The 24,623-nt window shown below is 61.9% G+C and carries 19 protein-coding genes and 5 pseudogenes; 4 read left to right on the top strand and 20 right to left on the bottom strand.

Annotation, left to right across the window (positions count from 1 at the left end):
- Positions 1-785 precede the first annotated feature (785 nt).
- Together NKI16_RS29135 and NKI16_RS29130 are read right to left on the bottom strand one after the other, a co-directional pair.
- On the bottom strand, positions 786-1,424 hold the full coding sequence (locus NKI16_RS29135) for an FMN-binding negative transcriptional regulator (RefSeq protein ID WP_023679119.1): 639 nt from the start codon (positions 1,422-1,424) through the stop codon (positions 786-788).
- 31 nt (positions 1,425-1,455) lie between these two features.
- Positions 1,456-2,118 carry a helix-turn-helix domain-containing protein gene (locus NKI16_RS29130; protein ID WP_352572066.1) on the bottom strand — a complete coding sequence of 221 codons (663 nt, stop codon included), beginning with the start codon at positions 2,116-2,118 and terminating at the stop codon, positions 1,456-1,458.
- A gap of 92 nt (positions 2,119-2,210) precedes the next feature.
- Here NKI16_RS29130 and NKI16_RS29125 point away from each other — a divergent pair, with 92 nt between their 5' ends.
- Entirely contained in the window at positions 2,211-3,356 is a 1,146-nt protein-coding gene (locus NKI16_RS29125; protein ID WP_023679121.1) for a trans-sulfuration enzyme family protein, read from the top strand.
- Between the two features lie 189 nt (positions 3,357-3,545).
- Here the strand turns inward: NKI16_RS29125 and NKI16_RS29120 are convergent.
- A pseudogene (locus tag NKI16_RS29120) lies at positions 3,546-4,604 on the bottom strand (class I tRNA ligase family protein); the annotation flags it as partial.
- Positions 4,605-5,055: 451 nt separating this feature from the next.
- Between NKI16_RS29120 and NKI16_RS29115 the strand changes: the two are divergent.
- Both NKI16_RS29115 and NKI16_RS29110 read left to right on the top strand, forming a co-directional pair.
- Positions 5,056-6,701: pseudogene (locus NKI16_RS29115) on the top strand (MFS transporter).
- Positions 6,702-7,401: 700 nt separating this feature from the next.
- Positions 7,402-7,903, top strand: a pseudogene (locus tag NKI16_RS29110) (IS5 family transposase); the annotation flags it as partial.
- Here the strand turns inward: NKI16_RS29110 and NKI16_RS29105 are convergent.
- From NKI16_RS29105 to NKI16_RS29035, 15 genes and pseudogenes are all read right to left on the bottom strand, one after another.
- Positions 7,891-8,331 carry a nitronate monooxygenase family protein gene (locus NKI16_RS29105; protein WP_352828406.1) on the bottom strand — a complete coding sequence of 147 codons (441 nt, stop codon included), beginning with the start codon at positions 8,329-8,331 and terminating at the stop codon, positions 7,891-7,893. The pseudogene NKI16_RS29110 and the gene NKI16_RS29105 overlap by 13 nt on opposite strands.
- Positions 8,331-8,615 (bottom strand): nitronate monooxygenase, encoded by a 285-nt coding sequence (locus tag NKI16_RS29100; protein ID WP_352924053.1) that lies wholly within the window; start codon positions 8,613-8,615, stop codon positions 8,331-8,333. Before NKI16_RS29100 ends, NKI16_RS29105 begins: the two co-directional genes overlap by 1 nt.
- Positions 8,616-9,191: 576 nt before the next feature.
- Positions 9,192-10,318: pseudogene (locus NKI16_RS29095) on the bottom strand (IS701 family transposase).
- A 454-nt stretch (positions 10,319-10,772) separates the two neighbouring features.
- Complete coding sequence (gene rlxS / locus NKI16_RS29085; RefSeq protein WP_352924049.1) at positions 10,773-12,743, bottom strand: relaxase/mobilization nuclease RlxS; 1,971 nt, start codon at positions 12,741-12,743, stop codon at positions 10,773-10,775.
- Positions 12,744-12,932: 189 nt separating this feature from the next.
- Complete coding sequence (locus NKI16_RS29080; RefSeq protein ID WP_352854431.1) at positions 12,933-13,619, bottom strand: lytic transglycosylase domain-containing protein; 687 nt, start codon at positions 13,617-13,619, stop codon at positions 12,933-12,935.
- Complete coding sequence (gene lepB, locus NKI16_RS29075) at positions 13,607-14,155, bottom strand: signal peptidase I (RefSeq protein WP_352828587.1); 549 nt, start codon at positions 14,153-14,155, stop codon at positions 13,607-13,609. The genes NKI16_RS29080 and lepB overlap by 13 nt, the downstream gene beginning before the upstream one ends.
- Positions 14,152-14,421 carry a helix-turn-helix transcriptional regulator gene (locus NKI16_RS29070; protein WP_352818463.1) on the bottom strand — a complete coding sequence of 90 codons (270 nt, stop codon included), beginning with the start codon at positions 14,419-14,421 and terminating at the stop codon, positions 14,152-14,154. The genes lepB and NKI16_RS29070 overlap by 4 nt, the downstream gene beginning before the upstream one ends.
- A gap of 150 nt (positions 14,422-14,571) precedes the next feature.
- A complete protein-coding gene (locus NKI16_RS29065) occupies positions 14,572-14,895 on the bottom strand; it encodes a DUF736 domain-containing protein (protein ID WP_352828590.1) in 324 nt (107 codons plus the stop codon).
- A 545-nt stretch (positions 14,896-15,440) separates the two neighbouring features.
- Entirely contained in the window at positions 15,441-17,162 is a 1,722-nt protein-coding gene (locus NKI16_RS29060) for a ParB/RepB/Spo0J family partition protein (RefSeq protein ID WP_352854429.1), read from the bottom strand.
- 90 nt (positions 17,163-17,252) lie between these two features.
- Positions 17,253-17,660 carry a DUF2958 domain-containing protein gene (locus NKI16_RS29055; protein ID WP_352854428.1) on the bottom strand — a complete coding sequence of 136 codons (408 nt, stop codon included), beginning with the start codon at positions 17,658-17,660 and terminating at the stop codon, positions 17,253-17,255.
- A 14-nt stretch (positions 17,661-17,674) separates the two neighbouring features.
- A complete protein-coding gene (locus NKI16_RS29050; RefSeq protein WP_352549568.1) occupies positions 17,675-17,878 on the bottom strand; it encodes a hypothetical protein in 204 nt (67 codons plus the stop codon).
- A pseudogene (locus NKI16_RS29045) lies at positions 17,875-18,835 on the bottom strand (ArdC family protein). The gene NKI16_RS29050 and the pseudogene NKI16_RS29045 overlap by 4 nt, the downstream one beginning before the upstream one ends.
- Positions 18,836-19,308: 473 nt before the next feature.
- A complete protein-coding gene (locus NKI16_RS34135; protein WP_502897632.1) occupies positions 19,309-19,644 on the bottom strand; it encodes a sunset domain-containing protein in 336 nt (111 codons plus the stop codon).
- Entirely contained in the window at positions 19,617-19,844 is a 228-nt protein-coding gene (locus tag NKI16_RS29040) for a hypothetical protein (protein WP_023679647.1), read from the bottom strand. Before NKI16_RS29040 ends, NKI16_RS34135 begins: the two co-directional genes overlap by 28 nt.
- A gap of 153 nt (positions 19,845-19,997) precedes the next feature.
- The gene (locus tag NKI16_RS29035; RefSeq protein WP_023679646.1) at positions 19,998-20,231 is read right to left on the bottom strand and encodes a helix-turn-helix domain-containing protein; all 234 of its coding nucleotides are present in this window, start codon (positions 20,229-20,231) and stop codon (positions 19,998-20,000) included.
- 105 nt (positions 20,232-20,336) lie between these two features.
- Between NKI16_RS29035 and NKI16_RS29030 the strand changes: the two genes are divergently transcribed.
- Positions 20,337-20,618, top strand: a complete 282-nt coding sequence (locus NKI16_RS29030; protein ID WP_023679645.1) for a DNA -binding domain-containing protein — start codon at positions 20,337-20,339, stop codon at positions 20,616-20,618.
- 95 nt (positions 20,619-20,713) lie between these two features.
- On the opposite strand, the gene NKI16_RS29025 is transcribed toward NKI16_RS29030, so the two are convergent.
- Both NKI16_RS29025 and ubiM read right to left on the bottom strand, forming a co-directional pair.
- Positions 20,714-22,621: a putative bifunctional diguanylate cyclase/phosphodiesterase gene (locus NKI16_RS29025; RefSeq protein WP_023679644.1), complete on the bottom strand. Its 1,908-nt coding sequence runs from the start codon at positions 22,619-22,621 to the stop codon at positions 20,714-20,716.
- Positions 22,622-22,924: 303 nt separating this feature from the next.
- Positions 22,925-24,106 (bottom strand): 5-demethoxyubiquinol-8 5-hydroxylase UbiM, encoded by a 1,182-nt coding sequence (gene ubiM, locus NKI16_RS29020; protein WP_352924051.1) that lies wholly within the window; start codon positions 24,104-24,106, stop codon positions 22,925-22,927.
- Positions 24,107-24,623: the final 517 nt, after the last annotated feature.

Here is a 24,623-nt window from a genome sequence, read left to right as displayed (position 1 = left end):
GGGAGATGGCGCGACGCGCGGACTTTGGGATGATAGTCTGGGACGGCGCATCGCCCGGCACGGCCGTCAACGTGCTTCAGCTCGCCATCGCGAACAAGCCGTGCGTCATTTGCGATCTGGCCAGGGGCAGCATGGCGACTACGTACAATGTGGGAGACTGGTGCGCCATGCTCCGCGATGCCGGTCCAGACATTCGGCGCGCCAAGCCGAAGCCCGCATGGCCCGGACGAGCGCCTGGCGTTGCCGGGATGATGTACGCGCGGTCCCGGCGGGTTCGACCCGATAGGCTTGATCCGGCCCCGCCCCCAACTCCACTTGTATGAACGGCCGGGGCCGGCCCTTTTCGAAACCGGCCCACCGCCGCGTGACGTTTGCAGGATGATCGTCTTGACCCGTCTCGCATCTGAAGCGGGTGCAAGCCTGCCGAACATTCCGGCTGCTTGGTCATCCAACCTGGCTGCGAGGCATCGCCACCGTGGGGGTGGCGTTCGCTGCCAGTCGGCTCCGATCTCGAAACCGCTGCGCCGCCATACCGAACACGCAACTCGGTTTAAGCGCCAGGCTGCTGTTCGAGGTATTGACGACCCAGGCGACATGACCGGAAAGGCTGGCGGGGTAAGCAGCTTCCATCGATCCGGCGGCATTGCGGATGTGGCTGGCGATGGCGGCCTGAGTTCTTGTCCATCTGCCGCATAGCGGGTGGTCAGGTGCTGGCCGAAGCATTTGTCTCTCAAGGTCACCCCTTGGAAATCCAGCACCAGCGGCTTGTCGGGACAAGATAGATGCTATCGGGATTTGGCCGCCGCAGCCGCGAGCATCGCTTCTCCCATCCCATTGACGCCTCGGGCATTCAGCATTTCACCAGCGTTCTGAATGTCGCGCACCTCTTTGTTCTGGCTGAGTTTTGATTTACCAACCAGGCCGGTGATCTCGATTTCCAGGGCGACGATCCCCTTAACCATCGTGTCAATGAAGTCCTTCGGCGCGTCGCCCATCTTCCACGGGGCAGGCTGCGAGGCTTCATGCATGTGAGTGAGCTTCGCCACGTTACGGCGCACATAGCGCTCATCATCCCGGACAGTGATGCGTCCGTGGGCGTGGACGACGAGATAGTTCCATGTGGGCACCTGCTTATGGAATTCATGCTTGCTTGGATACCAGTTCGGCGAGATGTAAGCGTCGGCCGCACGGAAGATAACGAGGACTTCATCGCCATTGGCAACTTCCTCCCAGACTGGATTTTTGCGTGCAACATGGCAATTGAGGACGCCTTTGTCTCCCTTCGAGCGGTCAAGCTCGAAGGGAATGTGGTTCGCGTCGAGTGTGCCTTTGCTGTGGGTGACCAGGATACCGAGCGGATGTCTCCCGATTAGGTCAAGCAGGGTGTTGTGATCGGGGACGGCAAAATGGGGCGGAACGTACAACGGTGGATCTCCTGTCGCGAATGGGCGGTCGTTAGCGAGCGGCGGTGTCTTGCGGAACGGGCCCGGGCATCTTCGTTGCCGGCGAAGAGGGCCCCGGATCTCGCTGTCCACCATGCTCAAGAACTGCCATCGAGAAGTGGGCAGGCAGATCAGATGCCGCCGCGTATGAGTGCGGTTGGTCAGTGACAAGCCGCACACTCTCGCCTTGGCTCAAAATTACTGCGTGGGTACCCACCACGACACTTAGGGACCCCTGAGTCACCGAGATCAGCTCGCGCGTATCCGGACTATGAGCATCTGCGGAAAACACGTCGCCCGGCATAATGGCCCAGCTCCACAGTTCGAACATCGTTCGTCCCGAGATCGATGAATGAAGTTGTGCAAAGCTTCCTTTAGCGCTTGTCCAAAGCGTCCTCGTCTCTGTCCGCTCAATAGGAAGGCGAACTGTGGAAGGATGGTCATTCAACAAATCGGCCACCGAAAGCGAAAACGCCGCCGCCAGTCGGCAAAGTATGCCGATGCTGGGGTTCGCCTTGCCTTGCTCCAGCGTGACGACGGTTCCCTTGGATAAGCCGCTCAGTTTTGCCAGTCGATCCAGGGTCAGGTTTTGGTCGCGCCTCAATTGTCGGATCCGAACCGCTATCGCTTGGCCAAGCACCCGCTCGGGGTCCAACGCTGTCGTAACATCGGTCATTATATTGACTTAGTGCCTCGGCTCACTTATTACGGTCAATATAATGACCGGCCTGAAATTGTGCAACTGCCCCGTTAGCGAGGAAATGACCGATGCGTTTTGAAACAAAGGCGATCCATTGCGGCCGAGCTGTCGACGCTTCCACAGGGGCGGTGTCCCTGCCGCTGCACACCAGCACGACGTTCCGACGTAGCGTCGACGGCTCGTTTCCTTCCGGATTCGAATACACGCGGGATGGAAATCCGACGCGCAACGCGTTCGAAATGGCCATGGCCGCGCTCGAGGGCGGAGAAGATGGCATTGCCTTCGCGTCGGGCATGGCTGCAATCGCTGCAGTCTTTGAGAGCCATCCGTCGACGGGTCGGATCGTTCTGCCGGATGACATGTATTTCGGCATTCGTTCGCTGATTGACGAGACCGACATTGGATCTCGCTTCGACTTTGCGGCCGTCGACATGCGCGATCTGGATGCCGTGCGCGCCGCGGTCACGTCGAAGCGGACTGGCCTCGTCTGGGTCGAGACGCCGTCAAACCCGATGATCCGCGTTGTCGACATTTCGGCCATCTGCAAAATCGCGCACGAGGCTGGCGCCTTGGCCGTAGTGGACAACACGTGGGCAACTCCAGTGCTTCAACGGCCCCTCGAAGTTGGGGCGGACGCGGTCATGCACTCGGCGACAAAGTACATCGGCGGCCACTCGGACTTGATGGCGGGCGTCGTCATTGTCCCGCACTCGTCACCCCTCGGTCGCCCACTGCGGATGGTCCAGAGACACAAGGGCAGCGTCGCAGCGCCATTCGACTGTTGGCTGGCATTGCGGGGCCTGCAGACATTGTCGGTACGCGTGCGCGCGCATTGCGAAGGCGCCCAGAAGGTTGCTGAGGCTTTGGCGTCTCATCCGCGTGTCGAAAAAGTACTTTTTCCTGGCCTGCAAACTGATCCGGGACACGATCTCGCTAAGCGGCAAATGAGCCATTACGGAGCGATGCTATCCTTTATCGTCAAAGGCGGAGCCGATGCTGCGATGGCTGTGGCCGGCCGCCTCGAGGTTGTTGCCCGGGCGACAAGCCTTGGCGGGACGCACTCTCTGATTGAGCATCGCGCATCCGTCGAGGGTGCCAAGTCCAAGGCGCCAGGCGGATTACTGCGAATCTCAGTGGGACTTGAGCATCCTCAGGACATTGTCGATGATCTGATGCAGGCCCTAGGCGGAACCTTCAAAGCGGCAGCCGAATGACGCGGGTGCAAGAACTCTGGCAGCGCTTTACGTGGCGGCTGGCGCAGCAATGCGGCCTGCTACGGTTGGGCGCCTAGATCAGGCAAAGCATCTTCGACGATGCTTAGATTTCGATCGAAAATCTCGGTGTCGGATGCGTTGGCGCGGAGAGACCGCACCTTGTTCAGGATCGCCGCAACCGCCGCTTCAGGCCTGGCGATGCGGCTCGACCTTTTCGAGGAAACCGCCGGTCTGCATCAGCTCGGCGATCTTCTTGTGCGCGACTAAACGGTCGAGACCGTCGAGCTCGCCCCAGACCGCCTGGCGCTCCGGCGTCACTTCCAGTCCGGCCAGAAAGTCCTCATTGTCCTTGAGGCTCACCGCCGCATTGACGGTGAGGATGTTGACCGCCGGCAGCCGGTGGCGCTTGCCGACCTCGAAATCGTTGAAGTCATGCGCCGGCGTGATCTTGACCGCGCCGCTGCCTTTTTCGGGATCGGAATACTCGTCCGCCACCACCGGGATCCTGCGGCCAACGATCGGCAGGATGAGGTTCTTGCCGACAAGATGCCGGAAACGTTCATCGTCGGGGTGGACTGCGACGGCCGTATCGCCCAGCATCGTCTCCGGCCGGGTCGTCGCAACGGTAATGAAGGTCTTCGGATTTTCCGGATCGAAGGTCATGCCTTCGACCGGATAGCGGAAGTGCCAGAGGTTGCCGTTGACTTCCTGCTGCTCGACCTCGAGATCCGAGATGGCGGTCAACAGCTTCGGGTCCCAGTTCACAAGGCGCTTGTCCTTGTAGATCAGCCCTTCCTTGTAGAGCGTCACGAACACTTCGAGCACGGCCTTGGACAGGCCCTCGTCCATGGTGAAGCGCTCCCGGCTCCAGTCGGCCGAGGCCCCGAGCCGCTTCAGCTGGTTGAGGATGGCGCCGCCGGATTCTGCCTTCCATTCCCATACCTTGTCGATGAACTCATCGCGCGTCAGGTCGCGGCGGTGGATCTGATTTTGCATCAGCTGGCGCTCGACCACCATCTGCGTGGCGATGCCGGCATGGTCCATGCCTGGTTGCCAAAGAACGTTCTTGCCGCGCATGCGCTCGAAGCGCACCAGAATGTCCTGCAGCGTGTTGTTGAGCGCGTGGCCCATATGCAGCGAGCCGGTGACATTCGGCGGCGGGATGACGATAGTGAAGGCTTCAGCCCCCTCCTCGGCCCCGGCACCGGCCCGAAACGTCTTTTCAAGCGTATTATGTTTTTTGTGCATAGACCAACGAGTTGAACGGCGGCCCCATAAATCGCCGATGTGATAGGTCGGGCAAAGGCGTCCACCAGCTCGTACTTGTCAGGACGATGCCACCCTTGATCTTGCACCCGCCTCCGATACCAGCGATGCGCTGCGTCATATGCTCATGCCTGTCAGGATGGGATGGGCGCTGCTAGCACCGTGGCAGTTTGACAACCCGGCCATCGGGGCGGTAGCACCGTCCAAGACCAAGAGTCGCAGGGCAGACCGCACCCCATCGGGCTGCGCGACCCAGACCAGCTGACGCCCAACTGGCACACTCATCGCGCATCAGCACCGTGGATGCGACATCTACTTTGTTTACTTTGTTGCGAGCGCGATATCGGAACTTGGTTGTGACGCAGCTGTGCGTAAGCGCACCGCTGTCAGCAAGTGAGTGAGCGAAAGAACTACGTGGTGGAGGTGAGAAGTCATGCGGCGTCAAGATTCCCCGCCCTTTGCGGCAAACACACTGATCCCTCTTCAGAATCCGGTCTTTCGTTCGATCTGGACAGCCACGCAGATATCCAGCCTTGGCTGGCTGGTGCAGAGCGTGGCTATAAGCTGGCTTATGGCAACGATTTCAGCCTCCGATCTGATGGTTGCGCTCGTGCAGGCTGCATCGACACTGCCCGCCTTCTTCTTGTCGATCCTTGCTGGAGCGATTGCAGACAGCTTCAGCCGCCGCGGCGTGATGCTTGCCGGACATTGCCTGATCGCATTGGCATCCACGGCGCTGGCTCTCTCTGTTGGACTGGGCTTTGTCAGTCCATGGCTGATCTTGGGACTGAGTTTCTTGGCGGGATGCGGCTTTGCCTTGAATGATCCAGCCTGGCACGCCTCGGTCGGCGACATCCTGGAAAAGCGCGACATACCCGCTGCAGTGACGCTGATGTCGGTGGGGTACAACGTGGTTCGGAGCATAGGACCGGCGCTGGGCGGTGTAATTTTGGCTTTGCTGGGCCCCCTTACGGCTTTCGCCTTCGCTGCGCTGACCGACCTGGTCCCATTGAGCGCTGTCCTGCGCTCCAAGTGGCAAGTTCGTTCTTCGCCTCTTCCGCGCGAGCGGATGACGACGGCCATTCATGATGGCATGCGCTTCACGGCAATCTCCTCGGAGATCAGAGTGGCGATCGTGCGTGCAACCCTGTTCGGGCTGTCAAGCATCTCGATCCTTGCTCTGCTCCCCCTCCTGGTTCGCGACCAACTGGCGGGGGGGCCAATTGTTTACGGCGTCCTGTTGGCCGGCTTCGGCACAGGCGCCTTCATCGCGGGCATTGGCAATAGCTACTTGAGACGCATCACGTCCCAAAATCGATTGATCACGCTCGCGTCCGTTGCTTGCGCAACGTGTTGCCTTTTACTGGCTCTCACATCATCGGTGGCTGTAGCAGCGATCGCGCTTGCAATCGCTGGCGCCGGCTGGGTTGTCACCTGGACCGGAACCGACGTGTGTGTGCAGTTGGCAAGCCCAAGGTGGGTCGTTGGTCGCACCCTGTCGATCTATTACGCCCTGACCTACGGCGGCATGGCAGCGGCAGCTGGATCTGGGGTGCTGTCGCGCAGTACTATTCCCTGACGTGGGCTTTGGAAGGTGCTGCAGCGGCGCTGTTGCTGGTTGCAGCTGTGGGAAAGCTATTGCCGGTACGGCTATGGGAGGAATCGGATCAAGGGGCCTTCGACTTCAGGCCACCAGAACTGGCCCTCGATTTGAAGCCCAGGAGCGGCCCGATCGTGATCAAGGTGGAGTACTCGATCCCCGAGGAGAATATCGAGGAATTTCTGAGCTGCATGCGCGAAAGGCGGCGCGTTCAGAGCCGTGCCGGTGCGCGGGACTGGACCCTCCAGCGCGATCTTCAGAACTCGACTCTTTGGACCGAGACATTCCGCACGCCGACATGGACGGACTATCTTCGTCTAAACCATCGGCTAACGGTGACTGACAGGGAGGTAGGCGAGCGCCTTGCCGCTCTGCGGGTCGGTGATTCTCCTCCTCGTCTCTCACTTTCGATCGAGCGGTCGACAAGCCCCGCCCCCGGCAGCCAAGTCCAGCCTGTGCCCTTTGTATCGCGCCCGTAAGGAAACCAGTAACTTTTCTGGGCTCGGACACGGGAATGGCCGAGACCTACTCCTTCTCTCGTCGGGTCAGCCCGGATTGCCATACCTTGCGGCCGGTTAGGCGAGCATGAGGATTTGTGTGGCACGTATGTCCACCACGGGCCCATGTCCAGCCCCACCGCCTCTGCCATCAGATCGGCTTGGGGACGGGTTCAGGTCGCCTGTCCCCGTGCATCGCGGCGAGCAGCGGGGAGCAAGGGGGGCGGAGGGGTCTCGCCGGGCACGGAGTGAAGCGGGCAGACGGAGGAATCCGCCACCTGCGGCGCGACAATGAAGCTGCGAGCGTTGCCTCAATCAAGATGAGAATGCTGGCGGGTTGGAACGCAGGGAGGGCGTAGCCCGACTGGAGTTTCAACCCGCCAGCGCCGCCGCCTTTTCGGGCTTCAGCGCGCGCGTGGATTTTCTGCATTTAGCTGCAGCGAAGGTCCCGGTGGTGCGGTGGAAGCGCACCCGGGGCATCTTGGACTTATTATCCAGGACTGCTGCATTGCCACAGCAATGGTCACAACCTGCTAGGGTCCGGACCCATAAAGGGTTCCACTGACGGTGGTTTTATGATTCACGGTCTCCAAAGGGAGGCCACCGATGAATCGCGATTATTTCTGGCTGACCGAGGAGCAGTTTTCGCGGCTGCAGGCGCTGCTGCCAACCGACACGCGCGGCAAGCGCTGGCGGTCCTCCGGCTGAGGTCCTGATCGACTCTTCGGCCGTGAAGGCGCATCGCTGCGCTTCTGCCGGCAAAGGGGGGAGCAAAATCAGGCGATTGGCCGGTCGCGCGGTGGGCGAACCACGAAGATCCACGCCCTGACCGATGGCCTGTGCCGCCCGATCGCTTTCCTCTTGACCGGTGGCCAGGTCGCCGATTGCAGCGCCGGAGATTTGCTTCTGGAGCAGATGCCCGAGAGCCCAATCCTGCACGCCGACAAGGGCTATGACACCAATGCCATTCGCCACAAGGTCGAGGCTAAAGGGGCGATGCCGAACATTCCGTCGAAAGCCAACCGGCGCTGGAAGAACTGCTTCTCCCCTTCCTCTACCGTGATCGCAACGCCATGTTTGGACGGCTCAAGGATTTCCGCCGCATTGCCACCAGCTACGATCGATCGGCCACTAACTTCCTCGCTGCCGTCTGCCTCGCCGCTACGGTCGGTTACTGGCTGTGACAGTTGTCCTCGACAAACAGAAGCGAACTTGCGCCCTGAAGCAGGGTGATCGCTTCAGAAACGGTGCGAAGGAGTATGTCACTCGCCGGCTCGATGTCGTGGATGAGGCCGGCGGCCTCACCAATCATGATCGCGGCTATCGTGGGATCGCCGCTTGCCCACGCTTCGCGGTAGGCAGCGGACTGCGCGTCAATGTCGGCGAGGAGATGGGCCTCATTGCCGTGCCAGGCTTCCGTAAAAGCATTCTTCCGAACGCGCAGTGAAAACCGCGATGGCCAATCCAGGCGGCGCGCTAGGTCCATCACCGAGGTTCGAACCGTGTCGTCTCCGGTCGCGGCAAGGGCAGCCTGGTGCAGATTTGGATGAACGAGAGCCTCCAACGAGGCCCAGAAACGTGATCCCATCACGACGCCATCAGCGCCAAGCATCAGCGCCGCTGCGAGCCCACGACCATCGGCGATGCCACCGGCCGCGCAGATGAGCGTGTCCGGCGCCCGTCGCAGTACCAGTTCGCGACCTCCGGAACAAATGTGAATGTCGCTCGCTTCTCACCGTGACCGCCGGCTTCCGCGCCTTGGGCGACGACGATGTCGGCTCCGGCATCAAGAGCGCGGCGCGCGTCGTCGAGGCTCTGGACCTGGCAGATCAAGGGGACCCCGGCGGCCCGTATCGCCGGCGAAAAAGGCGCCGGGTCGCCAAAGGATAGGAAAATCGCACTTGGTCGCCGCTCCAGGGCCTTATCCAGTAGGCGCGGGTTCCTGGCGAGTGACCAAGTTACGAAGCCGCAGCCGACAGGTCGGTTGCCAGATCGCTCGAACTCTCGCGTCAGCCAATCAGCGTCGCCATAGCCGCCGCCGATAAGCCCAAGCCCTCCGGCTGTATGACCGCACCTGCGGGTTCCCCGCCCGATGCGAATGCCAACGGCGCGCTGATGATCGGATGCTGCAGTTTAAGCCGATCAGTGAGACGGGTTACGATGCGCATCATGAGTCCAACAGATTGCCTTGAGTATCGCAGGTTCGGTTGATCCTATCGAGCCCCGCTCAGCGCCCCGCGATTAACGGCAACCAGAGCCGCCAGTCGACCAACGGTTATGAGTCCGGACCTTAGTACTACAGTTGCGGATGCCGATGCCGTTTGTAGTGACAGATGGTGGCCGCAGCCTGATGTCGTCGTCGCCATAGCGACCAGGCGATGATGAAGGGCTTTTGTGTCGGTGGGAAGATGAGGATCCGGGCGAGGAGATAGCGGATCTCGGGGACGCTCGGGACGAGCGCAGCCATCCGGATCAGGCGGCGATTGGCTCCTTTGGACTCGTTTCGTTCGGTTTGCTCCATGCGCTGCGGCGAAGATCAGCCGATAGCTTCGAGAGGAATGCCAGGGCGGCCATGCACAGGCTCATGTGGCGATGCCATCCGTGCCAGGACCGAGCCTCGCAATGATCAAGTCCGAGATCATCCTTGGCGCGCTCAAAGCACTCCTCGATCGCCCAGCGCAGGCCGGCCACTGCCGCCAATTCGGCCAAGGAGGAACCGGGCGGGGCGAAGACCAGGTAGTAGGCTTTTTCTCCGGATGTCGATCGCTTGCGGCGGACGAGAAGCCAATGCTCGAAGCCGCCTTTTGACGTCCAAGGGCGGCGGATGCGTGCCCAGTCGTAGAGCCGAGGGCCTTTGGCGCCTTCACCTGCCGCATGACAGGCCCAGTCGTCGGGCTCGAACTCGCTGGCCAGTTCCTCGGGCGAGGTTTCCTCAAACAGACGATCCCCTCCCCGGCGCATGAAGTGAGCGCCTCGAACCGCCAAGACATAGGGCTGCTCGCGAGCTTCCAGCATCCGGCGAAGGCTGCTGTCCGCCCCGTAGACAGCGTCGCCCAGAACGTAAGCGCACGGGACGCCGGCATCGAGCGCCGCCTCGACCATGGCGCGCGCCATCTTTGGCTTGGTCGCAAACTCGACCATCTCCGGGATCGACGCTCTGGCACATCGCGCCCGATCCCTTGTCCAGCTCTCCGGCAGATAAAGGCGACGATCGACCAGCGCTTGGCCGTAGCGGCTCGCGTAAGCCAAGAACACGCCGACCTGGCTGTTCTCGATCCGCCCCGCCGTTCCCGAGTACTGACGCGCGACACCGGCGGAACGATCGCCCTTCTTCACAAATCCCGTCTCGTCGACGATCAGGACGCCATCCTCAGCGACTGCATCCGATAGGGCCGCTCCGCTCCGGATTGCTCAGCCATCAGCCAGCCTGTCTTGCGCTCAATGCCGGAAAGAAGGCCGTCAAGGAAATCTGCGCCCGTTTCCCGCAACTCACGACGAGGAAGCACCCGCCCAACCCGCGCCTTCAGCGCTGTGAGCGGCCAACAAGCATCCGGCCCGTGGGGCCGACTCGTCTCCCGGTCGTGTGAGCAGAAGAACATCGCGAAGTGCGGCTTCATCCTCGACGCCGCGAGCCTGCTCGCCGTACCGCGGCCGCCGAAAGCCCTAGGCGCTGTCACCAGGCGCCAGCCCACCTCTCTAGCTGGCGGACCATCGCATCGAGCGCGCCGATGGCCGCACCTGCAGTGATTGCAATGTCCTCAATGCGCCGCAACTGTTTGGGTCGGCGGCAGCCCTGCGCAACCAGGCCGGCACCGCCGTCGTCGGCGCGGCTTCCGTGGCACCGGGAAGAGTGCCGTGGTGGCGCAGGAGGGTTTTGGCTCAGAATCATGGAACACGATGAATCATCGCGGCGCTTTTTGTAGAGCGAACGATAAGTCTTGCACGACCAGCCATTTATCCCTCGCGAGATCAATGCCGCGGGCAATTAGCAGGCGAACTCCGTCCGGACTGAGTACCTGTTTCAAGGCGGGCAAAAGAAGTTGTGTAGTCATGTCACGAAATGCTTGGTCCGCTTCTCTGCCGGCCGATGGTCCATGAAATCCCCTCCCCACCCATGACACCAGACACCTCCTTGCCAATAGACCGATCAAGCACTGGCCTCCATGGTACCAGCGTGAACTCGCGCGCCTTCTCGACTATGACGTACTTGCCGCTGGCAAGGTCGATCGAGCGGCGCAATCGACCCTCTATTCGATCACCAGGCTGCGCTTCGGAATACGAGAGTCCGAGTTCGTCAGACAGTTGACCGGCAACACGGTTCAGCTCACGTTGACGCAGCATCGAAAGCATGTTGGCGCGATAGACGATCCGGTCCTGCTCTTCCCGAGCAAGACCTTGCGCAATCAGCCACTGCCGTCGGCGGCCTTGCGCCTCTCGGACATCGCGGCCGAAACCAGAGCTGTGCAAGGCCTCCGGTGTGTCGGAAACCAGCTCTCGATCGAGCCAGGTGGCGCCGTCGAACCTGACTTGTCTCTCCAGCGGCATCGATGAGAGCTTGTGAACCGTGACAGGCTCGGCCCTCGCTCGCTTACGCTCGTAGTCAGACACACGGTCGAGATGATCCGGTGCGACGATCCAGGTGCCGTCCGGCTCGCGCTCGACACGACCGGTCGCCCGGCGGATCGCCTCCAGTCGCCGCACGTGCGTTTCGGCAAAGCGTTCGGTGGCCGACGGGTCATGCTTGAGATGGATATCGATGCTGTAGCGCGCGTCATTGGCCGTGGCGATCTCGGCAATTGTGCGGTCGACTTGCCTTGGCCCGGTGTCCCTCGGCGTGACCCGCACTATGCAGCCCTCTGGCGTCGGTTGGGTGGCCTCGCCTTTGCCGATATCAACATAGTGGCTTTTGCCGTCCACGCCGTCGACGACGAGGTAATGGCGGTCAGTGATTTCGTCGGCCAGGCCGCGCGCAACGATGCGGCCAACGACAGGCTGCATCTGCTCTGCAGATCGATCATGGACAACATAGTCGGCGGCACTGCGGGCGAGCCCCTTGCCGGTCAGTTCGCGGTGCATGGTCTTGATGATGTCGCCCCGCTCGCCGATGCGGCGCAGCGTCGCTTCAAGCTCGCCATCAAGGCGCCAGCGGCCCGAGCCGACTTCCTCAGCCAGACCCATCCGCTCGAGCTTGCGCAGGCGGCCCTGTTGCAGCGTCTGGCGAAACGTGTCTCGGCTGGCCGGTGAGACATGCCCCTCATGGTCGCGCATGCGGAGCAGCTGCCGATCGATGCTGGTGAAGCGTTCCCGCTCCATTTCCTGGCGCAGGCGTTGCTCGATCTCGCGGTCCGTTCTCGGGCCAAGGTCGAGGCTGACCAGCTCGGCCGCCTGTTCACGGATTCCAGACGAGATGTAGTCTCGCGCGATGACAAGATTTTCGCCGCGGTCGTCCTTGCCGCGGACGATAATATGGGTATGCGGATGACCAGTGTTGAAATGATCGACAGCGACCCAGTCGAGCTTGGTGCCGAGGTCTCCTTCCATCTGCGCCATGAGGCGCCGCGTGAGCGGCTTGAGGTCGTCATACTCGATGCCGTCTTCAGGTGCGACGATGAAGCGGAACTGATGCCGGTCGCCATCGGCACGATCGATGAACGCCTTGCCATCGACGCGGTCGCTGTCGGCGCTATAGAGCTCGCCAGGCTCGCCTTCCCGGGTGACGCCGTCGCGCTGGAGGTAGCGAAGGTGTGCACGTGCCCCGTCAACACCCTTGCCGGCCAGCTTGACGATACGCGCCTTGACGACGGCGCGCCGCTGCCGAAACGCCGCGTGGCGATCGCGCGCTCTGAGAACGGCGGCAGCAGCCCCGCCGCGCCCCGCCCGGCTTCCGATGAAGCGGCCACGGCGACCGCTGCCGCCGCCGGCTCGGTTGATCGCGGCGCGAATCTGGCCGGCGAAACGCTTGCCTGCCTTCGAGCCGCGCGATCCGATTTTGCCCAGGCTCGGCTTGAACTCTTCATCCTGCATTGAGCCTCCTAGTAATCTTTAACAAAATCACATGTTTGTCGGCAGCAGCTCTCCTGACGCTGAAGGCAGCCTCCGTGAAAAACGATGTGCAGACAAAGACTTCGCCGGCTCCAGGAGGCGATGCCTTTATCTTGCCTTCAGCGGACCTGCCTCCCTGCCTTCCTGCCCCGACCCACGGTACCCCTGCCCTCACCTGCGATCCGGCCGGCCTGACCTTGCTCGCTCCGATCCGAGCGGCACCACAATTTGGCCATTCGGATCGGTCGCGGAAACACCGTTTCGCAGGAAAAACAGCGACTGCCCGGACGGGATTTCCGGCGCTTTTCCGGAACGGGATTTGCCGGTGAACGCGTCCATGTCGGCGGCCGAGATCCCCGCCGCCTTGAGCTCTTCCAGATACGAAACCGTCTCGCTGGGCAGCGGTCGCCCACGCTGCAAATGCTGTTCGTAGCGGTCCGGCCCAGCGTTATAGGCGGCAAACAGGCCGGGAAAGCCGAAGCGGTCATACATGGCGCGCAGATAGGCAGTGCCTGCCAGAATGTTGTCGCGAGGGTCGTGCGGATCGGCTCCCAGGCCAAGCTCTGCGCGCACCTCCTCGTAGGTGCCGGGCATCACCTGCATGAGGCCAATGGCGCCGGCGCTCGATGTGATCGGCCGTCCGTCCACCATTGTCTGCCCCCGGCTTTCGGCATCCATGACGGCATAAATCCAGGCCTGTGGAATGCTGAATCGCCGGCTTGCTTCGGCCACCAAGGGCTGCCATCTTGACAGCTGCGGACCACGGGAGATGGCGGCCGGCTGAGCGTCGGTCGCGGCGGAACAGGCGCATGGCGCTATCGCGACCATGCCCAGCATCAGGAGGGTTACTCGGTCCATAGCGGCACGAGCCTCCCGGCAATATTTTCGGCCGGCACCGGCCCGAAATAGCGGCTGTCGAAGGAGCGGTTTCTATCGTTGCCGAGCAGGAAAAACTCGTCGGCGGCGAGCTTGCGGCAGGCATTCCACCAAGGCAGCGGACGGTGCTGCGTGTCGGTTGCCAGCCGGCGCGCGACAATCTCGCCGCCGATGATGATGGCGTCGCCGAAGGCGCAGACATGCTCGCCAGGCACTGCGGCAAGGCGCTTGACCAGCGGCACATTGCTGGGCAGATAGAAGCGTTCGGCGGCGAGATCGGCGACCGGTTTTGGCGGGCGGACGAGCACCAGATCGCCACGAGCCGGCGATCCGGACGCGACGCGATAGAGGCCGACCGGCGCACTCGCCGAGCCGTTCCAGACCAGCCAAGGCGATGGGTTGTCGAAAGCGGCGAAGCCGATCAGGCCGAGGCCCATGGTGGCCACGGCAATCGTCTTGCGCGCCCGAATGCGCCGCAGATGGCTGCCGATCAGACGGATAGTGGGACGCCGGCTCATGAGCGGCCTCCCTCACCGGCCGAGCCGGAATCGTGCCCGCCATCCTCGGACCGGGTCTCCTGCGCGCGTCCCTTCGACCAGTCGTCGAGTTCGTCGATGTGATAGCGGACATAGCGGCCGTGCTTGCGGAATTGCGGGCCGCCGCCTTTGAGCCGCATCTTCTCCAGCGTGCGCTGGGACAGCCCGATATAGAAGGCGGCCTGCGCGGTGTTGAGAAACGGACTGCCCTTCTTGGCGCGGGCCGCGCGTTCGTTTTCGTCGTCCATGATGGTCCTCGTTTCGCTACGGACAAGCGAAGGCGAGGATCGGCGAGCGAGATCGTTTCGGGGACGGGCGAAGAGTGGGGGGCGAGTTTTCGCCGCCCCCTCCCGAAAGAGCCCCGCGCCGGTTGCGGCGCGGGGCTCGAGGCTGGCGGTTCAGTCGACCGGGTTCCAGATGATGGCGTATGTGTCGTCGTCATCCTGGCCGGCGGCGCGGCCGAGATTGGCGTAGAGCTTGCGCGGGCCGAACTCCGGGGCGGCAACCGACAGGCTCACATAGTCCTTGCCGGAGGTCTCGCCGGTGCGGATCCAGCCGGCCCCTACTTCGACCCCTTGCGTCAGCACCCGAAAGTCGGGATGGGTGTCGGCGCTCTTTGCCTGATTGGGCACGATGTCGATGTCGGCGCGGACACTGAGCGTCTTGAGCTGGCCCTTGTAGCCGCCGTTTTCCTGTTTGGTGACGTATCCGATCGCGGTCATTTTCAGTCTCCTTTTGGTGCTCGCCGGGGACCATTCCCCTGCGATGGCGGACCGTGATGGGCGCGTCCGGACCGCCGGAACCGGGACGGCCGCAGCGATAGCGGAGGACCCGAGCGGACAGCTTTTTTGAAGCGAAGCGGCGCGAGGCAGCCGCCGCAGGCGGCGGGGAAAAAAGCTGCTGGCGAGGGTTTCGGGCGGGCCGGATCCGCCCATAGGTCGTCAAGCCAGCCGCAGGGGAATGGTCCCTGAGACACATGGAGACAGGTGGCGCGATCGGCGGCACAACGAACAGGCGGCAATGCAGGGCGCCGGCTGCGCGGGCTCTGTCGGCAACCGGATCGGACAATTGGCCCCATGCGCGGGGCGCCTCGGCAAGCAACCCGGCGCGGTGCAGGGCTGCCGAAATGGGGGCGAGTTGGCGTCGGGATTTCTCGCGCGCGGCACTGGCTCGACAAGACGACCAATCGCCAGCCGGCGCGGCCCGGAGCGGCGCGCGCGACCTGAGCGGCGGTACTCGAGAGAACCGCCGCTCGGGCCCTGATCGACTATTCGCGCACGAACAGCGGCTGCACTTGTGTCCACTGATCGGCGGTGCGGAAGCCGCCGCGGCTGGTGTAGCTTTCGGCCGGGAATTTCATCCAGCGCGGCAGCCAGGTCTCAATCTTCTGGCGGCCATTCTCGCCCGCCAGGAAGTCACGGATGATCTTCGTTTGCGTCTTGACCTTCTCGGCGACATTGCCGTCCGCGACCAGCTTGCCGCCGATCTCGGCCAGCATCGAATTGTCGATTTCCTTGTCGCGCAAGAGGTCGAAGAAGGCATCGTCCGGTTGCCACCATGTGCCCATATCGACGTTCAGATGGTTGCCGAGCGCCTCGATGACGGCGCTGCCGGCTGCAAGCTTCTCGGCCATGACAAGGGTGAGAACGCGCATGACATCGTCGTCGCACAGCGCCAAGAGGCGCGCGAAGACGCCGGCGATAGCAAAGGCGTCGCCATTGCCGCCGGCGACCACGCCATCCTCATCCGGTGATCCGAGCAGGGCCAACACTTCGCGCCGCTTTTTGCCGAATGCGGCTTCAGCCTTGCAGCCGGCAAGGCTGGCAGTCACCGTCTCGTTGGCTCCTCGCTGCGGTTCACGGCGCACCTGCCACAGGCCGGAACCGGTGATGGCGTGCGCCACCACGAGGCGCAGCGCCACGGCGGGATGGTCTAGCATGGCCGCGCGCACGCCAGCATGGCGATGCAGATCGACATAGTTCTGCATCGGGCCGGTGAGTTCGGGGCGCGGCGGCTTGGCGGCTGTTTCTTCTTGGTCGCCGCCCTCGCGGGCGCGGCGCGCTTCCTTGCGTGACAGCCAGCCCTCGTGACACTCAACCTCGCCGCGATGCGAGACAGTGATGACGACCTTGCCGCCCTTCTTCTTCGGGGTCTTCTCGTGGTCCGATGCGTGGAAATATTGGCCCGGCTCCAGCAGCACCACCTCGCTCCAGCCGTCGTTAAGATAGGTGTCGCGTCTGGCGGCAATCGCTTCGTTCTGCTTTTGCCAGAACAGGTCGGCATCGGCGAAATAGCTGTCCTCGCCGAACAGGTCCGAGGTGATCAGGCCGGGATATTCGTCGATGGCAAACAGCGCCACCTTGGTGGAAATCGACTGGCCGCCGAACAGCCATTGCTTCAATTGAAAGCCACGCGGCGCGTATTGATCGGGATCGGCACAGAGTGCCAGCCAGTCCTTCTGCTGCGCCTTGGACGCCATGGTGAGATGGCGCACCGTCTCGGCGTCGATCTCCTCGCGCCGATAGGCTTCGCGGATTTTGGGCAAGAGGTAGCCAAGCGCCAGAATGCGTTTGACCTTCAGGTCAGTGATGCCGAAGGTCGCAGCGATGTCCGGAACGGTGCGGCCTTGCCTGACGAGCCGCGAAAACGTCTCCCATTGCGATACTTCGTCAGGATCGAGGCGGGCGAGGTTTTCGATCAGCGAGGCTTCCAGCGCATCGGCGTCGTCACCGTCCTCCATGATGGCGCAGGGCAAGGGATCGCCTTCGCCGCGCTCGTCGGCAAGCGATTTGGCGGCGAAATAGCGCCGCCTGCCGGCGACGATCTCGAAGGTTTCCGGCTGGCCATTGGGCCGCACAAGGAGAGGCACCAGCACGCCGCGCGCACGCACGGATGGCAGGATGTCGGATATGTCGGGCGCGCGTTTTCCACGGCGCATGTTGAGCGCGGAAATGTTGAGCTGATCCAAGGGGATGTGGGCAAGCTGCATGGTTACTCTCCTTCGCTTTGGTTAAGGTTGTCCCCGCCGCAGAGGCCGACGGCCGGCGCGGCGGGACGGTTTTTGCGCCTATCGGCGCTGCTATTCCGCCGTGTCGGGCGGAAGCTCGGAATGGGGCTTTGAAAGGGCGTCTGCTGCCTGCCGCAGAAGTCGCTCGGCCTCGGTGATGTGGCCGCAAATGCGGGCGGCTTCGGCATAGACGGAGAGCGTAAAGCGCGCCTGGAAATGCAGGTCGCGCTCTATGCCGAGGCCAAGCGGACCTTTTACGGATGCAAGCTCGGCCAGACTGACGCTGCCGAGTTCGGGGAAGCCGAAGCCGAGATCGCAAAGGCCGAACAGCGTGTCGCCATCGGCGTCGAGTTCGGTCAAAAGCCACGTGGCGGCACCTGTCGGATTAAACAGTTTCACAACGGGAAAATGGTCGACGTCGGCGTCGGCGGCGCCATTGGCGAGCAGTCGTGCGCGCAGTGGATCGGTGATCAGGATCATGGAAAGACTCCTTGTCAGAACAGGTCGAGTTGATTTCTGCTGGCTTCATCGAAGAGGCCGATATCGAGCGGCTTTTGCGCCGCGCGCGGACACATCGGCGCGTCCATCAGGAGGGTGAGCCGATCGCGCGTGGTGATCGGCCGGACACCGGGAATGAGCATCTGCTCGCCTTGCGGCGTCGGCTCGCTCGCGGTCAGTTGAGGATCGCGCATCGTCATGCCGCAATCCCTTCCTGCGCCTCGCCTTCGGCATCGGCCTGAAGGCCAAACAGGAAATCGGCGGGCTTGGAAGCAAGACTGGCGGCACGGAAGATGGCGCGATTGTCCTCGCGCAGCACCTTCAGCCATGAGCCGATGTAATCGGCATGACGCACGGTCGGCTCGATACCGAGATTGCTGCAGACGAGCGGCAGTGATTTCGGCGACCAATTCTTCACGCGCGTAAGCCTTGGAGCCGAACGAGCCGGAGAGGTCGCGAGCAAGCCGCGTCGGGTGGCCGGTCCAGTGGCCAAGCTCGTGAAAGCAGGTCCGGTAATAGTCGATTTGGTGATGGAACGCCGGCTGCGGCGGCACCTGAATGTGGTCGCTGCCCGGCATGTAGAAAGCGCGATCGCCGCCGACCCTGAAATTCGCACCGCTGGCGCGAATGAGCGTCTCGGCCTGCGGCACGATCTCGCACTGAGGCAGCGGCTCGGCGGCGGCATAGAGGTCTTCCGGAAGATTATCGCACTGCGCGACATTGAAGACGGTGAAGCGCTTCAAAAAAGGCACGGCCTGTGGTTCATCGCCCTCGTGGCGTGCGCGCTCCTTCTCGTCCTTGGGGACAAAGCGGTCGGCATGCACGATGGTCGTGCCGCGCTCGCCCTTCCTGACGTTGCCGCCAAGGACGAGCGCCTGCCGGAAGGTGAGCCAGTTCTGGCTGGGATAGCTGCGCTCGATGACCGCGCCCCACAGGATGAGGATATTGATGCCGGAATAGGTGCGCCCAGAGGATGCATTCCTCGGCAGGCCAAGGCCTGCCTTTGCGCTGCCCCATGGCTTGACCCATGGCACGGTGCCGCGCTCCAGCTCGGCAATGATGCGGTCCGTGATCTCCTGATAAAGGCTGGCGCTGGGGCGCCCGCCCTTGCCTGCGCCAGCCTCTCCGCTGGCGGAACGCTTGCTGTTTGCATGCATCGTCTCATCCTCCGCTCGCCAATCGCCGCGCCTTTCCCCGGAAGCGGGGTGGGCGGCGAGTCGCGACCGGAAAGGCCCGCCGTGGGAGGCGGACCGCATCCGAAGGACCGGAACGAAGAGGAGGACCCTGAGCGGCACGCGAAGGGTTGCGGGCTGCCGCGGCGGGCCTAGAAGGGAGTGCCGCCCACCCCGCGCCACCGGGAAAGGCCAACAGACAAACCGCGCCGCCCGCAAGGGCGGCGGCCGTCACAGCCCGAAGGGCTGCCCACGCCAAGGGGCGAAGCCGAATGGCCGAGACCGCCTGAGCTTGCCGAAGAAAAGCGGGCTCGGTTCACGAGCACCTGGTGCGCGTCGTCAGGCGCGCGGGCGCCCGCCAGGACGGCAGGCTGGACAGATTTTTCGAACGGATCGCGATAAATACTTCAAATGAATGCTGCACCGAAAACATGTGCGATGCAGCATTTCGTAAGCATTTACAACGGACGGCTCAGACTCGAGACTTCCGCCATGCCGCCTTGCGTGGCTTCCTCCGAACAAAACCAGCGCTCGCCTTTCAACAGGTTGAGGCGCGTGTCCCAGTAATATTCCTGTCCGGGAACATGATAGATTCGCTCGCCCGTGTTGTAGCTGATATTGGCTTTGATGTTGCAGCCGACAGCGGCAGGGTCGATTCGAAGGCAAGAAAGCCAGCCAGGAGTTGTCTTGATAGCGACGGTTGCCCACGCCCCTTCCCTCCGAAGAGAGAATGCGACGTTTGCAGCCTGGAGTCTACAAGTCGGGTCTAATTCACCGGTCCTGTTCCGAACCATTGAATGAACGGCGCATCCTTGCCCGTGATATCCTTCACCGTCTTTAACAGCGCTTCATGGGTGCGTTGGAGAGCCAGGTAATGGTTGCTGGTAGGGGATAGAAGCGGCTGGACGATGCTCTTGTGCAGCCGTTCCGCCTCCGCCAGAAAGCGCTCGATTTCAGCCTGTGAAAGCTGCTTGGAAAGTTTGGTCCTAGCCATTGCGATCTCCATTGAGGAATCGCCCCACCTAGGATTATCATCCTATATCAGCATGGCCGGGTAAAGACCCACCCGCAGCGGAATGGCAGCTTGCCGAAGAAAAGCGCGCTCGGTTCACGGCACCGGCGCGAGCAGTTGGTGCGCGGGCGCCCGCTAGGACCGCAGGCTGGACAGAATCTCGCACGGATCAGCGTCAAGCGCCGCAGTTAAGTCGAGAAACTCGATGACGTCGAGACGCCGCTCTCCACCCTCGTACTTGGCCACGAAGGATTGGGGACGATCAAGTTTCTCGGCCACCTGCGCCTGAGTCAGGCCTTTGGCCTTGCGCAGGGAAACCAACTGGGCCAGAAACCGCTGGTGGCGGGGCGATCGAAGAGACTTGGGCATGTAGGCGAACCGGTCGGGTAAAGACCGGATCAGCGACTAATCCCGGTTTCGGATTATCCCATTTTGGGATATGCTGCGGGCGCTCAACAGGCGAGGTTCGCAGGCATGAATCGACCAATGGGAACAGATGAGAGTCGAAGCTCAACGTTGAGGGATGAAGTCCCCTGGTCGGAGAGCCTGACGGCCTACGACAGGGAGCATTTCACGATCTACCTGCGGATCCTGGATGCCTGCGCCGACAATGCCAGCGAAGAGGAGATGGCCGATCTCATTCTCGGCATCGACCCGGCCCTTGAACCGGTCCGCGCCCGCAAGGCTCTTCGCAGCCATATCGACCGTGCGAACTGGATGGTGACGACTGGCTACAAGGAACTGTTCGCCGGCTGAGGCACAGCACGGATTGTCATGCTCTTCAAACAAGGAAGTTCAGATACCCGCCATTCATGAGCGCACGGCCGCGAGAGACGGCGCGGCGGGAGCGGTCACAACTGGTTCGCGTGCTGTTTGACTGCCATTTCTAGTGCTTGGCTCAGAGGCACCGCCTTGGAGAAGAGGAAGCCCTGAGCGGTCCTGCAGCCAAGCTTGTGCAGGGTTTGCCGATCCGCCTCTGTTTCGACGCCCTCGGCCATGACCTCGATCCCGAGCATGTTACCGAGATCGATGACCGATTTGACAAGCAGTCGGTCCTCTCGGGACTTGGCCAAGCCGCGAATGAAACCCTGGTCTATTTTCACCTTGCGTATCCGACTGTCCTTGAGCGATGCCAACGTGGAAAAGCCGGTGCCGAAGTCATCGAGCGCGATGGAAATGCCGGCATGTGAAAGCCGTCCGAGCTTTTCATCCACTCTGTCCGGGTCAACCGGGGATTCTTCGGTAATCTCGATCTCGAACATCGTTGCAGGGAGACCTCTTGCCGCCAGACCATCCAGAACCATGTCGTCGATATCGCCGGCTTCCAGTTCGCGCGGCGAAATATTCATCGCCACACGGAGATCACGACAGTCAGCTTTCACCAAGCCGTCGATAAAAGCACAACAGTCGGCGAATACGGTTTGCGTCAGCAGCTGAAGCATTCCGGTTTCGCGTGCAGCTGTGATGATTTCGGGTGGAGAGATGGCGCCATGAGTCGGATGGGACCACCTCAGCAAGGCTTCAAAACCGACCACGGCCTCGGTGTCGAGTTTCACGATCGGCTGGAACCAAGGTTGCAAGCTTCTCGTCTTTATCGCCGAATGAAGGTCCCGTTCGACGGACTGGCGGCGTTGCAGTTCCCTGTCGAGTTCGGCATCGAACAGGCAAAATTCGTTCCTGCCACGACGCTTGGCCGTATAAAGGGCGATATCCGCCCGCAACAACATTTCCGTCAGGCCCGGCGTCTGCGCCAAGTATATTCCTATCGATGCCCCGACACGGACGGACGCGACCTCGATATAGGGTCGGGCAATTTTGGCTATGATATTGGAGGCGAGATCACTGGCAGAAAGCGAAACCCTCGTTGAGGGAAAAAACAGCACGAATTCATCGCCGCCGATACGAGCGAGCGTTGAGCCTTCCGGTGCTTCCTCCTCTATGCGGCGGGCGATCCTGACAAGCAGTTCATCACCGGTCCTGTGACCGTAGGTATCGTTGACGGATTTGAACCCGTCCAGATCAACCAGCATTGCCACGAAGGGGCCATCCGCGGTCTCGAAACGTCCGATTGCGTCTTCGAGGCCACGCCTGTTGAGAAGGGCCGTCAGGTGGTCCTGCCTGGAACTGGCCTTCATCTCCGCCGCAAGCCGCTCGGCCTCATGCCTCAGGCGGCTCGCTTCGCGGAACCGTGCTTGCCCAACACACGAAGCTCGAACCAAGCCGCCCATGAAAAGCAGAACGGTAAAAGCCAGAATGTAGTCTTCAAAATTGCCTTTCGCCAAAAGGCATCCCACCGTGATGAGGAGCGGAGGTGTGATGAAGTTGGTCGCCGCCGCGGCATACGAACTGCCGTATGTAACCGCACCAGCGGAAATGCCCGCCAGAATGACCAGATGCAGCGGTGCTTGAGGTGTCGTGTATCCAACAGTCAGGACGGCCAGGAAGGACCAGGCAAACCCTGCCAGAAGGGCAAGGATGCCAAACCAGCGAAGCCGCGGCAAAACCCCCACTAAACCGTCATGGCGCCCCGTTTCCTTTAGCTGATAACGCGCGAGTGCAAGGCGGGCGGCATTTATCGCATTGACGACCAGGAACCAGATTGCAGCGGCAAAGCCGCTGCCAGAAAGGGCGTGCACCGCCCAAATCAGGCCTGACAGGATACCGCTTATCGGCATCGACACGAAGAGGCCGGTCCTCAGGTCAGCAAGCTGATCCTGACGGATTTTGGCCTCCAGCGTGTCTACTTTCTTCGGGGCCATGGACGGACCAGCTTGCTCCCATCGTTGTTCGCGAGGACAAGCTTACGCAGGCCCACTGAAGGACGGGTTAACTATCCAGCGGGGGGTAACCAGTGCGCTCACCATGTCTTCGGGGCGCACGTCTGCTCTTGGCCTTGCCGTCTGACCATCGAGCTCTTGCCCGCACGCGTGCCTTGATCCGAATCATCCCAGGATCGGCAACGTCACCATGGAAGCAGCCCTGCCAACGGCATCAACGCGCCCGGCGAGACAAAAGGAAGCCGGGCCGAGATAGCGTTCCAGAGCGGCAGCGCTGCCTGCGATTCACCGCCTGAGCATGGCCGAAATGCCATGGCGGATAAAGGGAAGATATTGGGCAAAGCGAAGCCCCGCATGTCTTGCAAGCCGTGCCGCCGGGTGCTCGCCTGAGTAGAGACCGACAAGTACATTCGTAGCATGATAGAGCGGTGCCGCCGACAGACGCAGCCGGCTTTCGTATCTGCCGAGCATGTCGGGATCAGCAATGTCGCGGCGCTCGCGATATGCCGCCAGGATTCCATCGGCGAGTTGCTTCTGGCCACTGAGGCCGATGTTGAAGCCATGCGCGGTCACCGGGTGCATGCCGAGGGCAGCATCGCCGATCAGTGCCGCACTCGGAGCCCAGAACTTGTGCGCCCAGGTCGTGACCAGCGGATAGGCATGGCGGGTGCTTGCCAAGGTCATCTCTCCGAGGCGTCCTCGACACCGGCTCGTCAATTCCATGAGGAACAAATCGTCGTCGAGAGCAAGCAGTCTGTCGGCCTCGCTTGAGCGCAAAGTGAGAAGCAGCGACGACACGCCTTCCATGAGCGGCAACATCGCTATCGTCTGATGGTGATCGAACCATTCGACCGCGATCTGGTGATGGGCGCGCTCGTGCCTCACCCGGCAAATCAGCATGGAGTTGCCAAGCCGATTGATCGCGGCGCCAATGCCGAGGAGGTCGCGCGTCGCGGACAAACGCGAATCCGCTGCAACGAGCAGCCGAGCGGCCAATTGCCTGCCATCACAGAGCCTTATGACTGCTTCTTTGTGGCTGGTTGTTGCATTGACGACCGAGCGGCCGCACAGCAGCTGCGCATGACCCTGGAAGCGGACAATCTTGAACAGGGCGGCGCGGATCCGACAATTTGGGACCAGAATTCCGAGTGGTTCCGCAGATCCGCTGGGAGAATCGAAGCACAGGGCGAAAGGGCTCGATCCGTTGAGCACGCGCGCGCCTTGTAGCGGTGATTTGTCCGAAGCGGGGATGGCATCCCAGGCGCCGAGCTCGCGAAGGATTCCAACCGATGCGTGGGTCAGCGCGATCTCGCGACCGTCGAAAGCCGGATTCGCCAGGCTTTCGAGCGACTGCCGTTCAACCACTGCCATCTTGAGTCGGCTCTGGGCAAGCGATGCGGCGAAGGAAAGTCCGACCGGCCCGGCTCCGACGACAATAACGTCGAATCTATCGACAGAGCCGGCCATCAGCGTGCCGCCATAGCGTCGGCTATCTGCGACGAAGAGCACTGGAGCGCATCGCAATCGATCCACGGTTTGCGGCTCATGTCCCCAAGCGTCTCCACGCGACCTAACCGTCCGTTAGACATCCGTTCTCCGTTGAAAAATGGTCAATGAAACCATGCCGACGAAGAGATAACCCTGATCTGGATCAACCAGGCTCGATAAACGCGGCAACCGCTGGTTCACGGTCGACTGGTCGATCGCCACGCCATGGTCTGGTCAGGTCATCATGGAATGGCGGGCTTCCCCTTCGGTGCGGCCCTTTCACGGCGGTAACAGGGGTTCGATTCCCCTTTGGCGCACCAGCAAAATCAATCACTTAGCTGCATTTTCCGCAAACTCGTCTAAGATTCATCTAAAATTTGTTATGTGGAAAACGGTGGATTTGGGTGGAGATTGATGGAATCAGATAGCCGAACGTTGAAATTGGCTCCTATATGAGTGCTTGGGGGGCCAGATGCATTGTGAGGTTGAGTTTCTG

The sequence above is a fragment of the Mesorhizobium sp. M0698 genome, assembly GCF_040320455.1.
Taxonomy (GTDB): Bacteria; Pseudomonadota; Alphaproteobacteria; order Rhizobiales; family Rhizobiaceae; genus Mesorhizobium.
Note: the sequence above shows the minus strand (reverse complement) of the source record. Positions and strands in the feature narration are given on the sequence as shown.